This window comes from Vibrio salinus (assembly GCF_021272385.1).
Classification (GTDB): Bacteria; Pseudomonadota; Gammaproteobacteria; order Enterobacterales; family Vibrionaceae; genus Vibrio; species Vibrio salinus.
In genome coordinates, this window is sequence record NZ_JAJSDZ010000007.1 from 294,851 (window position 1) to 310,352 (window position 15,502).

Here is a 15,502-nt window from a genome sequence, read left to right on the forward strand (position 1 = left end):
AATATAAATTGTCTTTTTTTTGAAGCAGAGTCATAAAAACAAACCAAGTGGTCAGCATTTTATGCTTTTTATGGAGTCTCTTATTTTTTGTTTTTTATGTCGATTGTTGCTTATTTTTTGGTGTTTAAATTTTTTTTATATTTATTACCTGGTCTTTTTGTCTGTCATTTACCACTTAACTAAAAATTGTTGACTGTTGTTTTTTAATTAGATGCTATCTGAATTTCGTTGATTTTTTTTATTTTACCCTAATAAATAGATTTTTATTAGGGCAAGATAATGTTATCGATTTCATTGTTAAAGAGTTGTTAATGTTTATCTTTATCCATAGATAGATCATAAAATAGAATAATTATTCACAAAACCACACATTATTATCAATAATTGCTTTTTTATATGCTTTTGATGTATTTTTATTGGGTTTTGTGATTTAAATTCTTTGTTTGTAAGTTGGTTTTTTATGCTGATTTGCAAGGATGCGGGCTAATGTTCAGTAAGCGTCGTTAGCTGAGGTGTAAAAAATGTCATTATTAGAAGTAAAAAATTTACGCATAGAATACCCTTCTCGTCATGGGGTTTTTGCTGCCGTTAACAATCTTTCTTTTCAGATTGAAAGAGGTGAAATTGTTGGTGTGGTCGGTGAATCCGGAGCGGGTAAATCAACGGTTGGTAATGCTGTCATTGATTTGTTAAGTCCTCCCGGAACCGTAGCTGGTGGTGAAGTATTTCTTGATGGTGAAAAAATTTCCGGTCTGAAATCGGAAGCCATGCGTAAAGTCAGAGGTTCTAAGATAGGATTTATTTTTCAGGACCCGATGACATCACTGAATCCGTTATTTACCGTTGAACAGCAGCTAAAAGAAACGATACATGCCAATATGAAGGTATCGGATCGTGAGGCCTATCAGCGTTCTCTCGCACTTATGAAGCAGGTCGGTATTCCACAACCGGAAAACCGGCTTAAACAATATCCTCATCAGTTTTCCGGGGGCATGAGACAGCGGGTTGTGATTGCTATTGCTCTGGCCGGTGAGCCCGATCTGATTATTGCCGATGAGCCAACGACAGCTCTGGACGTTTCCATTCAGGATCAGATTCTGAATCTTATTCGGGATTTATGCATTCAGAATAACGTGGGTTGTATGCTGGTGACCCATGATATGGGCGTAGTATCGAATGTGACCGATAGGGTTGCGGTTATGTACCGGGGGGATTTGGTTGAATTTGGTCCGACTAAAAAAGTACTTGGTGAACCGGATCACCCGTATACCCGCAGTCTGATTTCTGCTGTGCCACGCTCGGATGTGAAATTAGATCGCTTTCCTCTGGTGAGTTACATTGAAGAAGCCGGTGACATTGAGCCTATCGATATAAAAACGCACTGGCTGGGGCAGAGTCAGGATCAACGCACCTACAGCGGTTCGCTGCTTTCTGTTGAAAACGTCAATCTGCGTTTTACCACCAAGGATTCTTTTTTTGAAAGCCGCCGTGAGTATGTTCAGGCCTCCAATAATGTCAGCTTTGATGTGCAGGAAGGGGAAACTTTTGGGCTGGTGGGCGAATCCGGCTCCGGTAAGTCAACCATTGCCCGTGTAATTGCCGGTTTATACATGCCGAATTCAGGAAAAGTCACCTTTGAAGGCGTCGATTTAACCGCGTTACGTTCCGAGAAAGAACGTCGTCCTATGCGTCGTCAGATGCAGATGGTATTCCAGAACCCTTATACGTCAATGAACCCGAGAATGAAAATTTTCGATATCATTGCCGAACCCATTCGTTTTCATAAACTGACGTCCGGTGAAGCTGAAACACGCCAGGTCGTTTATGATCTGCTTGATTATGTTGGTCTCGGCAGAATGGCCGGAATCAAATACCCACATGAATTTTCCGGTGGTCAGCGCCAGCGTATCTCGATTGCCAGAGCGTTGGCAACAAGACCCCGGTTACTGATTTGTGATGAACCTACCTCGGCTCTGGATGTTTCCGTTCAGGCCCAAATTTTGAATCTTTTGAAAGACCTTCAGGATGAACTGAATCTGACGATGCTCTTTATCAGCCACGATTTACCGGTTATTCGTCAGATGTGTGATCGTGTTGGCGTGATGAAAATGGGGACGTTACTTGAAGTCGCCGAAACAGAAAAACTGTTTAACACCCCACAGCATGAATACAGCAAGCAACTGATTTCTCTTATGCCGGAATTCACCGGATTGAGAGAGTCTGTCGCTGTTTAATAAATATAGATAACAATGAAAGCAAGCACACACAGGGGATGAAATTTTGTCCCGCAAAGGAGTTATGCAAATGAAAATAATGAAAAGTAAAATCGCCGTGGCACTGATGGCTGCCGGTTTAAGTTTTGCCGTGAATGCCGCCGATATTACAGTCGCGTATGATGCGGATCCGGTCTCTCTGGATCCTCAGGAACAGTTGTCCGGCGCGACTCTGCAACTTTCCCACATGGTTTTTGATCCCTTAGTCCGTTATACACAGGACCTGAAATTCCAGCCTCGTCTGGCCAAAAAATGGGAGCGTATTGACGACCGTACGGTTCGCTTTGAACTGCGTAAAGGGGTTAAATTCCATTCTGGCAACCCTATGACAGCCGATGACGTCGTATGGACGTTTAAGCGTTTGAAAGACTCTCCGGACTTTAAAGCCATTTTCGAACCTTATGAAAAAATGGTCAAAGTCGACGATTATACGGTTGACCTCGTCTCCAAAGGTCCTTACCCATTGGTGCTTCAGACTGCCACCTACATTTTCCCAATGGACAGTAAGTTCTATTCCGGTAAAACCAAAGAAGGTAAAGAAAAAGACGAAATCATCAAACACGGGAATTCTTTCGCGTCAACTCATGAGTCCGGTACCGGTCCGTTTATTGTGCAATACCGTGAACAAGGTGTAAAAGTCGAGTTTAAGCGCTTTGCCGATTACTGGGATAAAGACTCTAAGGGCAATGTCGATAATCTGACGCTGGTTCCTATCAAAGAAGATGCCACCCGTGTTGCTGCTTTGCTATCCGGTGATGTGGATATGATTGCGCCGGTTGCTCCTAATGATCTGAAACGTGTGAAAAACGCGCCAAACGTCGATTTGATTACGCTTCCGGGTACCCGGGTCATTACGTTCCAGTTGAACCAGGACAGTAATCCTGCCCTGAAAGATGTCCGGGTAAGACAGGCCATCGTGTATGCGATTAACAATAAAGGCATTGTTAAGAAAATCATGAAAGGCTTTGCCACGGCTGCCGGTCAGCAGAGCCCTCAAGGTTACGCCGGTTACAATCCGAAATTAGTACCTCGTTATGACCTGAAAAAAGCGAAAGCGTTAATGAAAGAAGCGGGTTATGAAAAAGGCCTGAATCTGACCATGATTGCGCCGAATAACCGTTATGTAAACGATGCGAAAGTGGCTCAGGCTGTGGCTGCCATGCTGTCCAAAATCGGCATTAAAGTGGATCTGAAAACCATGCCGAAAGCTCAGTACTGGCCGGAATTCGATAAGTGTGCTGCGGACATGCTGATGATTGGCTGGCATGCCGATACGGAAGACTCTGCTAACTTCTCTGAATTTTTAACCATGACCAGAAATGAAGATACCGGTCGTGGTCAGTACAACTGTGGTCATTACTCTAACCCGGTGGTGGATAAACTGGTTGAAGAGGCGAACGTGGAAACCGATCCGGCGAAACGTTCTAAAATGCTGCAAAAAGTGGAAGCAACTCTGTATGACGATGCTGCCTTTGTGCCGCTTCACTGGCAAAACCTGGCCTGGGGTGCGAAATCAACGCTTCAGGTTAAACCAATTATCAACGTGATGAACTTCCCTTATATGGGTGATCTTGTTGTAAAAGAGTAAATGAATATCGGTTAACTTAACCTTTATCTTTGTATTGACGTCTATTCTATCAGTCGGATAGACGTCTCTTTTCAGACTGATAACACAGAAGTTATGTGGTAGAAGAAAGGGGCAAGAAATGTTTACGTTTCTGGTCAAGCGATTGATGCAGGCATTAGTCGTTATGTTTGTCATTAGTATTGTGGCATTTTCAATTCAGGATAATTTGGGTGACCCGCTTCGGGAATTGGTCGGGCAATCCGTCTCTGATGCAGAGCGTCAGGCGTTGCGTGATGAATTGGGCCTTAATGATCCGTTTTTAACTAAATATACGCGGTTTGTCACAAATGCCCTGCATGGTGATTTAGGGACGTCATACTTTTTCAAACGCCCGGCATTAGACGTGATTCTGGAAAAATTAGTCGCCACACTGGAGCTGGTCTTTGGTGCGTCGGTCTTAATTGTGTTCATTTCGATTCCGTTAGGAGTTTATTCTGCGATTAGGCCGAAAAGCTGGTTCACCAAATTTGTTATGGCGGTGAGTAGCGTCGGGATTTCTGTCCCGGTTTTCCTGACCGCGATCTTACTGATGTATCTTTTTTCAATTGAGCTGGGCTGGTTGCCGTCTTATGGCCGGGGCCAGACGGTGGATCTGTTGGGATGGGAATCCGGCTACTTTACCCTCGATGGTTTAAAACATTTAATTCTTCCCTGCGTCTCTCTGGCTTCCATTATGTTGCCGCTTTTCATTCGCTTAGTCCGTTCCGAAATGCTTGAAGTACTGAGTTCGGAATACATTAAATTTGCAAAAGCGAAAGGGCTGGCAATGAAAAAAGTGTATTATCAGCACGCACTGAAAAATACCATGTTGCCGGTTTTAACGGTTGGTGGGGTACAAATCGGAACCATGGTGGCTTATACCATCCTGACGGAGACGGTATTCCAGTGGCCGGGAACCGGCTTTTTATTTCTTGAGGCCATTAACCGGGTCGATACTCCTTTAATCACGGCGTACGTTATTTTTGTTGGATTGATTTTTGTGGTGACCAATACCATTGTCGATCTCTTATATGGTTTGATTAACCCAACTGTAAACCTGACCGGCAAAGGATCATAATCATGGCAAATTCAGTTTCAGCGCCGACCCGTTGGCAGCGTTTCAGACAGTCCGATTTTTTGTATTATTTTCTTCACGATAAAGTGGCGATGTTTAGTTTTGCTGTTTTTATCGTTTTCTTTCTGGCGGCCATACTGGCTCCGGTGCTATCACCGACCAATCCGTATGATCTGACCAGTATCGATATTATGAATTCCGAGCTTCCTCCATCGTGGCTACCGGATGGCGATAGCCAATTTCTTTTGGGGACGGATGACCAGGGGCGTGATATTTTATCGACCATTTTGTATGGTTCCCGTTTATCATTAACGATAGGTTTTCTGGCGGTTGGTCTGCAGCTTTTCCTCGGTATTATTATCGGTTTATCTGCTGGGTATTTTGGTGGCAAAGTAGACAGCTTTTTGATGCGCTTTGCAGATGTTCAGTTGTCATTCTCGACAATGATGGTTGCTATCATTGTTTCTGCTATATTTAAAGCGAGTTTTGGCGATGCTTTTTACAGCGAATATGCCGTTGTCATGCTAATTGTGATTATTGGTGTTGCAGAATGGCCTCAGTATGCCCGGACTATCCGCGCATCGGTATTAGCCGAGAAAAAGAAAGAGTATGTAGAAGCTGCGAAAGTGATGGGATTTAAGGCGCCCAAAATCATGTTTCGTCATATACTGCCGAACTGTTTATCGCCAATATTGGTTATTTCGACGGTTCAGGTAGCGAATGCCATCATGTCTGAAGCCGCCCTTTCATTTCTTGGGCTAGGGTTACCGGTGGATCAGCCATCGCTTGGCTCATTAATTAGTATCGGGTTTAATTATATCTTTTCCGGCTCCTGGTGGATAACGGCGTTCCCCGGAGTTGTGTTGGTGACTCTGGTTCTGGTTATCAATTTGTTGGGTGACTGGTTACGGGATGTTTTCAACCCTAAAATCTATAAGGGATAATTAACTTTTTGTTTTTTATCTATATTTGATATTTTAAAAGAGCCGTAAAAAATTACGGCTCTTTTTTTGCATCAAAGAGTGTTGCACAGTCAAAAAATTGTTGTTTTGTGATTGCATATTTAAGGATATTTGTAGTGACTTCAATTCTTCAAATCACGGTCAGAACGTGGGGCATCATTGCATCTTTTATAGTTCTTTTGATGGCATCATCGGTCAATGCCACCCCTTTTATTTGCGATGCGACACAGTCATCATCGAGTTCATTACCCGTTTTATCGGAAAACTGCCCTATTGGTAAAGGACTGTGGGGAAAGCAATTGCCACCAAAAGGCACTTCTTCGTTCTGGATTCAGTGTGGTGTATTCAAACAGCCGCTTTCTCTGATGAAAGCAAAAGCGATTTACGATGTTATCTCAACAGATGTCTGGATGAAGCCGGAAAATAATGCTTACCGCTGTCTTGTAGGTCCTTACGATAACTATAAACAGGCACAGTCTGAACTGAAACGGGTACAGTCTGTCCCCAGTTATAAAAAATCATTTATCCGCGCTTTTGCTCAGAAAGTTTCTCAACAGCCGGTTTCTTCTGTCCAAAAAGCTAAGGCAGTATCTCCAAAGCTACAAAAAGACGTGAAAAAGCCGTCTGAGAAAGCAGCACCCATTCAGACATTAAAGAATAATATGGTTATTCGTAGAAAAGCAGTCTTGGATGGCATCGAATTTATGATTCCTTTTATTGATGGAGAATCCGTTCAGTTTTACATGGAATATGATAAGCCGTGGAACCGGATGAGTTTTGCAGACGCGACCAAAACCTGTGCGTCTCTTAATATGAAACTGGCAACAGTGCCACAATGGAAAAAATTGCTGAATGCGGGGTTAATGAAAAAAGAAAAATGGCCGATGTATTTACCATATTGGGGAAAACAAAGCACCGGACTTTTTACCAGTGGTAAAACGAGTCAGCTCAAAGGAACCTCATTACTGAATGTTCTGTGCGTTCGTATCTGAACGGAAGTGAAATTGACCATTATTTTTTTGATGTATAACCAATATTTTGCATTGTGATTTCCTTATTGAGAATAATGATATTACATTCATATGTGTTTTCACAGAAAAGGTTGATATGCACAACAAAAATTAGTCAGGACGTCTATAGTATATTTACATAATAATAAATAACATATTAAGTAGTTAATCCAATATCGGAGCAGAAACTATGCCAAATAACTTCCTTTTTAGACGCTTGGTGAGCTCAATGTTTGTTGCGCTTGTTTTTAGCGTTTTGTCATTTCAGGTCAGTGCTAAGTTTATTGCCGTATCAGTTAGTAGTGAAGATAACTTTAAAAATCTGATCGCTAAAAAAATTGAAAAGACCGTTGATCTTAAGGGGGACGATGTCTATATCGATACGGCCCATGGTGATTTTAATTATCAGTATGAGCAGGTAAAAAAATACATTGCAGCTGGCGCAGATGCCATCATTATTTTGAGTGCAGGGGACTATAAACAGAACGAAAAGTTGATTGCTTTGTCGTCGAAGGTTCCTCTTGTGTTCGTAAATGTTGAACCTATTAAAGATTTGTCCAAACTTCCCCCCCGAACCGTGTATGTTGGGTCAAATGAGCTGGAATCCGGGACCATGCAAATGGAAGAGCTGGCTAAGTTAGCTGGTTACGAAGGAAATGTCGCTATTCTGAGGGGGCCTGATAATGCCCATGCGGCAAAGATTAGAACACTGGATGTTCAACATGTCATGGAAAAATATCCGAAACTGAAGTTACTGAAAAGTGAGTCTGCGAACTGGGCTCGTAACCAGGCCTATAAAATTGTGGATAAATGGATAAAGAGTGATATTGATTTTAAGGTCTTAGTTGCTAATAACGACGAAATGGCGGTCGGTGGAATTATGGCATTACGTGATGCCGGGAAGGACGTAAAAAGCTACCTGATAGGTGGTATTGATGCAACGCCGGATGCGTTAAGTGAAATGCAAAAAGGGAATCTGGATGTGACCGTTTTTCAGGATGCTTCTGCTCAGGGCATTACAGCTGTAAATGTGGCTTATAAGTTAATGAACAATACGCCTGTGGATTCTGTTGTATGGGTACCGTTTAAGTTAGTGACGCCAACAAATCTTGATCAGTACACTATGGAATAATAATACAAAAAATAGCTGGCTTTTTAGCTAAGTTTGAGGATAGAACTATGTCTTTAGTCCAAAGAATTATCGGAGGCTTTACGATTCTGTTGCTGGCATTGTTAACGCTGGTAATTGTAAGTTATGTTTCCATTTCCAGGGTGCAGGGTGATCTAAATGCAGTAAATAACGAGATTTTACCCGTATCGAAAATAGCAAATGATATAAAAATAGATATACTCCAACAAAACCAAAATGTTACTGCTATTTTTAGCTCCTCTCACGTCAAAGGGGTTGATCAGCATAAGGCTGAGTTTGAAAAGTTTGATCGGCAGGTTAACGAGTCTTTGGCTTCCATTCTTTCTATGGAGGCGGTAAGTAGCAATTCGGTGTTATCTCAGGAGTTTAAGACTATCAAGGCAGCGCGTTCGGGATACATTAAACAATCGCAAGATCTTTTCAAACTCCGTAGAGAAAATATTCTGATGACAGAAAAGATAAGTCGTGAAATTCGCGTATTGAGTAACGTAGAAAGAAGGCTGACTTATTACCTGAGACGTTATTCTACCCGTAAATATCTTGGTAAAGATTTTTCACTGACGATGGAAGGTTTGGATCGTGAAGTGAAACAGATTTTAACAGCATTTAATAATTATATGGTTGATGGTGATATCAAGAAATTAAAAACGGGTTTGGAAGGCATGGATACAGTAGTCGCTCGTCGTTACGATGAAATTAAAGCGATTGATGTTGATAAAGGAAAGTTATTTAGTCTGATGCTGGTGCCTTTATTAAAAGAGTTGAAAGATAAGGATGGTCTCTATGCCTTATACCTTAGCCAGTATGATAATCAGGTTAAAACTGACTCCATTCTGAAAAAGACCGAAGCCAGTATTACAGGTTTGTTAAAATCGGTTAATCTGTTTGTTGATCAGTCCCGTGCGATTGTAACGGATGCGCAGAATCACACCAATGACACGTTTGGACTGATAAAAAATACCATGTTTATGGTGAGTGCGGTTGCATTGGCGATAGCTATTATTCTGCCATTATGGATGGCGTCATGGATTCGTAAGACACTGAAGAATTTCCGTGATGTTCTGTTAAAAATGACTCAGGGCGATCTGGGTGTAAAATTTGAGCAATCAACGAAAGATGAATTCGGTGAACTGGGCGGTTATCTGAACGGATTGGTTGAAAACTTGAGGGAAGTCTTTAAATCGCTGAATATTTCCGCCGACGAGCTGACGAATGTTGCGGACCGGAATGCGCAAATCAGCGATACTACCACTCAGGCCGTAACCCAGCAGCGGCGTCTGCTTGAATCTACTGCCTCTGCGATGACTGAGATGGAAAGTTCGGTGGCTGAAGTGGCTCAACGTGCCCATGATACGATGATGGCGGCTGAGCAGGCGAATGAAAGCGTGAATGATGTTGGCGTTAGTATTAAGCAGGCGATCGACAATATTCGCGAGCAGGCTGTTCAGATTGAAGAAACCTCTAAAACGGCACTTGAACTGGATGAGTATGGACGCAAGATTGATAGTATTATCGAAACCATTCAGGATATTGCGGAGCAGACAAACCTGCTGGCTCTGAACGCGGCAATTGAAGCGGCCCGGGCCGGTGAACAGGGTCGTGGTTTTGCGGTGGTCGCAGATGAAGTTCGCAATCTGGCAAGCAGAACGAAGAATTCAACGGAAGAAATTCAGAACATGATTGAAATCATGCAGAAATTGATTCAGGCCGTAGTGGAAACTATCAGTATTAACGTAAGTAAAAACGAAACGAATATTGAAGTTGCCGAACAGGCGGATGTGGGTCTGACTCAAATGCGTGACGTGATCGGACAAATCGTTGAGATGAACATGCAGATAGCAACAGCAACGGAAGAACAAAGCACGACCGCTAAAGATATTAGTGCCAGTGTGGTTCATATCAGCGATTCGGCTGATGAGACTGCCAGAGGGGCAGAAGAAAATGCTGAGTCCAGTCAAAGTCTGCAGAGTCAGGCTTTGCAACAGCGTAAGCTGATTGCGAAATTTAATGTCTGACGGCTGAAAAGCTTTACTACGACGAAAAAAGGCCGGGATAACTATCCGGCCTTTTTATTGGACTACAGGTAAACAAGACGCTTGTGATATGTCTACCTAAAATAATACTCCAATTACATGGTAACCCACTCTTCCGAACCGGTAGGGTGAATGGCAACCACAGAATCAAAGTCTGCTTTTGTTGCTCCCATTTTTATGGCAACACCAAAGCCCTGAATCATTTCATCGACGGTGAAACCAATTCCGTGTAAACCTACGACTTTTTCATCCGGGCCTGCACAGACCAGTTTCATACGACATGGCTGGCGGTGTGATGTGACGGCGGTATACATTGCGGTAAAACCGGATTTGTACACTTTAACATTCTCTTCACCGTATTGCTTAATGGCTTCCGGTTCTGTAAGGCCAATAGTACCAATCGGAGGATGGCTGAACACAACAGTGGGTACCAGCTGGTAATCCATTTTTGCGTCAGTTTTGTTATTAAACAGGCGTTCAGATAACTGGCGACCGGCTTTAACGGCAACGGGTGTTAATTCAATACCACCTTCCATAATATCGCCAACGCAGTAAATACCTTTGACATTAGTTTCCTGATACTCATTGACTTTGATGTAGCCGCGGTCATTGGTTTCAACACCTGTAGCCTGAAGGTTAATCGCATCGGTTGCAGGATGACGGCCAATGGCCCAGATTAGCGTGTCAACATTTTGACTTTGACCATTTTCCAGATGAAGGGTCAGACTGCCATCGGCCTCTTTGACGACTTCTTTGGGGATGGAGTTCGTGTGCAGAGACGGTCCTTCAGCTTCCATGACTTCAGTGAGCGTTTCAATGATCATGGGATCAAAGCTTCGAAGCGGAGACTCTTTGCGGACAAAAAGGTGTGTTTCGGATCCCAGCGCGTTCAGAACGCCGGCAATTTCTACAGCAATATAACCGGCACCGACAACTGCCACCCGCTTAGGCAGGTCGTTAAGTTCAAAGAATCCATTGGAGTCAATGCCATATTCAGAGCCAGGGACATTTGGAATACTTGCCCGGCCACCGACGGCAATCAGAATGTGATCAGCAGTGTAATGTTCACCATTGACTTCAACGGTTTTGGCATCGACAAATTTGGCAAATCCTTCGATGACTTCAATTTTGTTGTTGCCAAGTACCCGGTTGTAAGATTCATGAATACGGCCGATATATGCCTGGCGGCTTTCGACCAGTTTAGCCCAGTCAAAGTTTTTGACATCAATATCGAAACCATAGTCTTTTGCGTAAAGATGGACGGCTTCGGCAATCTGAGCACCATGCCACATCACTTTCTTCGGTACACAGCCCACGTTTACGCAGGTACCTCCGAGTGCTTTTGCTTCAATCAGACCGACTTTTGCACCATGCATGGCTGCGCGGTTAGCAGATGCGATACCTCCGCTACCACCACCTATGCAGAGATAATCAAAATGTTTTGTCATTACTTTCTCCAATTTGTTCTGTGATATTTTTATTACTTATTCTGGAACACGTACCTGTATATACTTGGGGGCATATTATTCAGGTACAACCCAGTCTACCTTATAATGTCCGGTGACAGGGGCTATGGCTTGTTGTAAAAACGGTAACAATTCTTTCATTTGTGATTCCAGTTTCCATGGTGGATTGATAACGATCATCCCGGAAGCCGTCATGCCCCGTTCGTTGGTGTCCGGCGAGACCCCAAGTTCTACCTGAAGAATTTTCCGGATACCCAAACCTTTTAATCCATCCAGCATATCATCAATATCGCAGCGGTTAACCACCGGATACCAGATTGCATATATACCGGTCGCCCAGCGTTTGTAACTTTGTGCTATGGCTCTCACTACATCATTGTATTCATGTGCCAGTTCATAAGGAGGGTCGATCAGAACCAGCCCCCGTCTTTCTTTTGGTGGTAAACTGGCTTTCAGATGTTTAAACCCATCCTCTTTGGCAATATGAACCAGTTGATCTCGGTGGAACTCTTGCTTAAGCAGCGGATAATCGGAAGGATGAAGTTCGGTGAGAATCATTCGATCCTGAGGGCGCATGTGTGAACGGGCAATACGTGGAGAGCCAGGATAAAAACGCAGTTCACCCTTAGAATTGAGTTGTTTTATGGCCTCAATATAACCGGTGAGCTCCTGAGGCAGCGTTGTTTGTTGCCAAAGCTTTGCTATTCCCTGTTTGTATTCCCCGGTCTTTTCTGACCATTCGTGAGTCAGGTCATATCGTCCCACCCCGGAATGGGTATCGTGATAGATAAATGGTTTTTCTTTTTGTTGCAGGGCGGACAGAATTAAACTCTGCACAATATGCTTAAGGACGTCAGCATGGTTGCCGGCGTGAAAACTGTGGCGATAACTCAGCAAATTATACTCTCTTACCCTCACAATTCGGGTAACTTATCAGAAAATAGAATTTTCTAATTATACGCGACTATTGAAAATTGGCGAAGCAACCTATATTTAGTATTTAAGTCCTTCGAAAGTCTGTCGAAGCAACATATTCAAATAAAAAGGAATAGTTTATGTCTAATCCACTTCTCTCTTTTACGGGCTTACCTCCGTTTAAAAGTATTAAGCCTGAGCATGTTAAACCAGCCGTAGAGGAAGCGATTAATGACTGCCGCACTACGATTGAAGAGCTCCTGAATGGAAACTCATCTCCGACATGGGAAAATCTGGTTGCGCCAATTGAAGAAGTGGATGATCGCTTAGGTCGTATCTGGTCTCCCGTCAGTCATATGAATTCTGTGGTGAACAGTGAAGCACTACGTGAAGCTTATGAGAGTTGTCTGCCGCTACTGTCTGAATATGGCACCTGGGTCGGGCAACACAAAGGCCTGTTTGAGGCGTATAAAGCAATTAAGGCCAGCGATGCATTTACAAAGCTGACTCAGGCACAGAAGAAAACCATCAATGATGCATTAAGAGATTTTGAACTGTCAGGTATCGGGCTGCCACTGGCTGAGCAGAAACGGTATGGTGAGATCAGCAAGCGGATGTCTGAACTGAGTTCTAAATTTTCCAATAACGTGTTAGATGCAACAATGGGATGGACAAAGCACGTTACTGATGTTGAAGCCTTATCCGGTATGCCGGAAAGTGCGGTTGCGGCGGCAAAGGCAACGGCAGAGTCGAAAGGGTTGGAAGGTTATCTGCTGACTTTGGATATTCCGTCTTACCTGCCTGTAATGACGTATTGCGATAATCAAGCGCTTCGTAAGGAAATGTATGAAGCATATGTTACCCGTGCGTCTGATCGCGGTCCGAATGCCGGTAAGTGGGATAATACGGATATTATTAATGAAGAACTGAAATTACGTTATGAAATATCAAAAATATTGGGCTTCAGTAGTTATAGTGAAAAATCGTTAGCCACTAAAATGGCGGAAACACCGGAACAGGTCCTGACATTCCTCAATGATCTGGCGAAAAAAGCCAAACCTCAGGGTGAAAAGGAAGTGCAGTCGCTTCAGGCGTTTGTTTCTTCTACCTACGATGTCTCCGAGCTTCATTTGTGGGATATTGCGTATTACAGTGAAAAACAGAAGCAGCACCTGTTTCAGATATCGGATGAGGAGCTCCGCCCTTATTTCCCGGAAGAAAAAGTGGTTTCCGGTTTGTTTGAAGTCTTGCACCGCGTGTTCGGAATGACGGTAAAAGAGCGTCAGGGAGTGGAAACCTGGCATGAGTCGGTTCGTTTCTTTGATATTTTTGATGGCAATAATGAGCTTCGGGGAAGCTTTTATCTGGATTTGTATGCCCGTGAACATAAACGTGGCGGAGCATGGATGGATGACTGCCGGGGGCGCCGAATCACAAATGACGGCGAACTTCAGACGCCTGTGGCGTACTTAACCTGTAATTTTAATAAACCGGTCGGAGATAAACCGGCTCTGTTTACTCACAATGAAGTGGTGACGCTGTTTCATGAAACCGGACATGGTATCCATCATATGTTGACTCAGGTAGATGTTGGTGCGGTCTCCGGTATTAACGGGGTTCCATGGGATGCGGTGGAATTACCAAGCCAGTTTTTAGAAAACTGGTGTTGGGAAGAAGAAGCCCTTGCCTTTATTTCGGGTCACTACGAGACCGGTGAGCCGTTACCGAAAGAAATGTTGGATAAAATGTTGGCTGCGAAGAATTTTCAGTCAGCGATGTTCATTTTACGCCAACTTGAGTTTGGTTTGTTCGATTTTACTCTTCATACTAATTACGATCCGGACGAAGGGCCTAAAGTTCTGGAAACTCTGGCGGAGATTAAATCAAAAGTGGCGGTGTTACCAAGTCTGGAATGGAATCGTTTTTCCCACAGTTTCAGTCATATTTTTGCTGGTGGTTATAGCGCGGGATACTATAGTTATCTATGGGCAGAGGTATTATCTTCCGATGCGTTCTCTCGCTTTGAAGAAGACGGTATTTTTAACACGGATACCGGAAAAAGCTTCCTGAACCACATACTGGAAATGGGGGGGAGTGAGGAACCGATGGAATTGTTTAAACGATTCCGGGGACGTGAACCGGAAATCGATGCGCTGTTAAGGCATTCCGGAATTGCCGCATAAACAGGATGTGAGTGGAAAGGGGTATTTGATACCCCTTTCTTTTTGGTATTGGAACACAGAATCACTATTAATGTAGAGGCTTTCGTGTATTCAATTGATTCTCATGGGCACTTGCAGGTTTTGGTTTGGAACTTACACAAACAGACCGGGCGGGACTGGCGGAATGAGCTCAGTCAGTACAGTTTACATTCTCAGATTGTATTACTGCAGGAAGTGAAGCTGACGATGGCCTTTAAGCGGTACATAAAGGAAGCTCACTGGCATGCGAATCATGTTGACGCTTTTACTATTTTTAATAACAGTGCCGGCGTATTGTCAGCCGGGAAATCTCCGGTCGAATCAGTATCCGGTTACCGGATTCCTGAACCCGTCTTCCGTCTTCCCAAGTCTTCCAGTATTGCCCGGTATCAGCTGAGTAATGGTCAGATTTTAACGGCAGTGAATGTGCACCTGATTAATTTTACACTGGGAATGAAGGCTTATCGTAAGCAGATGAGCACGTTGATTACCGATCTCAGGGACGACAACGGGCCAATGATTTTTGCGGGTGATTTTAATACCTGGAGCCGGAAACGTCAGGAGATGATTGCCCTGATGATGATGGATCTCGGCTTAAGCGAAGTGACGTATGCGAATGACATGCGCCGGCATTTTCTGAACCGGTTACCACTAGATCACGTTTATTACCGGGGTTTGGATTTAAAAAAAGCGGAAGTGCTCACTACCACTGCATCTGATCATAACCCGATTCGGGTGACTTTCCATATCGACAATCATTTCAGGTCCCTTCACTGAGCATTCCCTTATCAAAAAGAAATTCCTGAAAAAC

The 15,502-nt window shown here is 43.5% G+C and carries 11 protein-coding genes; 9 read left to right on the forward strand and 2 right to left on the reverse strand.

The window, feature by feature from the left end:
• The first annotated feature begins 521 nt into the window (after window positions 1–521).
• The 7 genes from LRQ06_RS07220 (at window position 522) to LRQ06_RS07250 (ending at window position 10,091) form a co-directional block, all read left to right on the forward strand.
• A complete protein-coding gene (locus LRQ06_RS07220) occupies window positions 522–2,234 on the forward strand; it encodes a dipeptide ABC transporter ATP-binding protein (RefSeq protein ID WP_232765719.1) in 1,713 nt (570 codons plus the stop codon).
• Window positions 2,235–2,304: 70 nt separating this feature from the next.
• Window positions 2,305–3,861, forward strand: coding sequence for an ABC transporter substrate-binding protein (locus tag LRQ06_RS07225; protein ID WP_232765720.1), 1,557 nt, complete (start codon window positions 2,305–2,307; stop codon window positions 3,859–3,861).
• A gap of 118 nt (window positions 3,862–3,979) precedes the next feature.
• Window positions 3,980–4,957, forward strand: a complete 978-nt coding sequence (locus LRQ06_RS07230; protein WP_232765721.1) for an ABC transporter permease — start codon at window positions 3,980–3,982, stop codon at window positions 4,955–4,957.
• A gap of 2 nt (window positions 4,958–4,959) precedes the next feature.
• Window positions 4,960–5,898, forward strand: coding sequence for an ABC transporter permease (locus tag LRQ06_RS07235; protein WP_232765722.1), 939 nt, complete (start codon window positions 4,960–4,962; stop codon window positions 5,896–5,898).
• Window positions 5,899–6,032: 134 nt separating this feature from the next.
• Window positions 6,033–6,908: an SPOR domain-containing protein gene (locus LRQ06_RS07240; RefSeq protein ID WP_232765723.1), complete on the forward strand. Its 876-nt coding sequence runs from the start codon at window positions 6,033–6,035 to the stop codon at window positions 6,906–6,908.
• A 247-nt stretch (window positions 6,909–7,155) separates the two neighbouring features.
• Window positions 7,156–8,058: a substrate-binding domain-containing protein gene (locus LRQ06_RS07245; RefSeq protein WP_232765724.1), complete on the forward strand. Its 903-nt coding sequence runs from the start codon at window positions 7,156–7,158 to the stop codon at window positions 8,056–8,058.
• 47 nt (window positions 8,059–8,105) lie between these two features.
• Window positions 8,106–10,091 (forward strand): methyl-accepting chemotaxis protein, encoded by a 1,986-nt coding sequence (locus LRQ06_RS07250; RefSeq protein ID WP_232765725.1) that lies wholly within the window; start codon window positions 8,106–8,108, stop codon window positions 10,089–10,091.
• A 113-nt stretch (window positions 10,092–10,204) separates the two neighbouring features.
• Here the strand turns inward: LRQ06_RS07250 and gorA are convergent, their stop codons facing one another.
• Together gorA and LRQ06_RS07260 are read right to left on the reverse strand one after the other, a co-directional pair.
• Window positions 10,205–11,557, reverse strand: a complete 1,353-nt coding sequence (gene gorA, locus LRQ06_RS07255; protein ID WP_232765726.1) for a glutathione-disulfide reductase — start codon at window positions 11,555–11,557, stop codon at window positions 10,205–10,207.
• A gap of 75 nt (window positions 11,558–11,632) precedes the next feature.
• Complete coding sequence (locus LRQ06_RS07260) at window positions 11,633–12,472, reverse strand: 23S rRNA (adenine(2030)-N(6))-methyltransferase RlmJ (RefSeq protein ID WP_232765727.1); 840 nt, start codon at window positions 12,470–12,472, stop codon at window positions 11,633–11,635.
• Window positions 12,473–12,630: 158 nt separating this feature from the next.
• Between LRQ06_RS07260 and prlC the strand changes: the two genes are divergently transcribed.
• A complete protein-coding gene (gene prlC / locus LRQ06_RS07265) occupies window positions 12,631–14,673 on the forward strand; it encodes an oligopeptidase A (protein ID WP_232765728.1) in 2,043 nt (680 codons plus the stop codon).
• A gap of 84 nt (window positions 14,674–14,757) precedes the next feature.
• Window positions 14,758–15,468, forward strand: coding sequence for an endonuclease/exonuclease/phosphatase family protein (locus LRQ06_RS07270; protein WP_232765729.1), 711 nt, complete (start codon window positions 14,758–14,760; stop codon window positions 15,466–15,468).
• Window positions 15,469–15,502 lie beyond the last annotated feature (34 nt).

Coding starts and splice junctions, on each gene's coding strand:
- LRQ06_RS07235 (WP_232765722.1), top strand. CDS start 4,960: ATGGCAAATTCAGTTTCAGCGCCGACCCGTTGGCAGCGTTTCAGACAG.
- LRQ06_RS07220 (WP_232765719.1), top strand. CDS start 522: ATGTCATTATTAGAAGTAAAAAATTTACGCATAGAATACCCTTCTCGT.
- LRQ06_RS07230 (WP_232765721.1), top strand. CDS start 3,980: ATGTTTACGTTTCTGGTCAAGCGATTGATGCAGGCATTAGTCGTTATG.
- LRQ06_RS07225 (WP_232765720.1), top strand. CDS start 2,305: ATGAAAATAATGAAAAGTAAAATCGCCGTGGCACTGATGGCTGCCGGT.
- LRQ06_RS07245 (WP_232765724.1), top strand. CDS start 7,156: ATGTTTGTTGCGCTTGTTTTTAGCGTTTTGTCATTTCAGGTCAGTGCT.
- LRQ06_RS07250 (WP_232765725.1), top strand. CDS start 8,106: ATGTCTTTAGTCCAAAGAATTATCGGAGGCTTTACGATTCTGTTGCTG.
- gorA (WP_232765726.1), bottom strand. CDS start 11,557: ATGACAAAACATTTTGATTATCTCTGCATAGGTGGTGGTAGCGGAGGT.
- prlC (WP_232765728.1), top strand. CDS start 12,631: ATGTCTAATCCACTTCTCTCTTTTACGGGCTTACCTCCGTTTAAAAGT.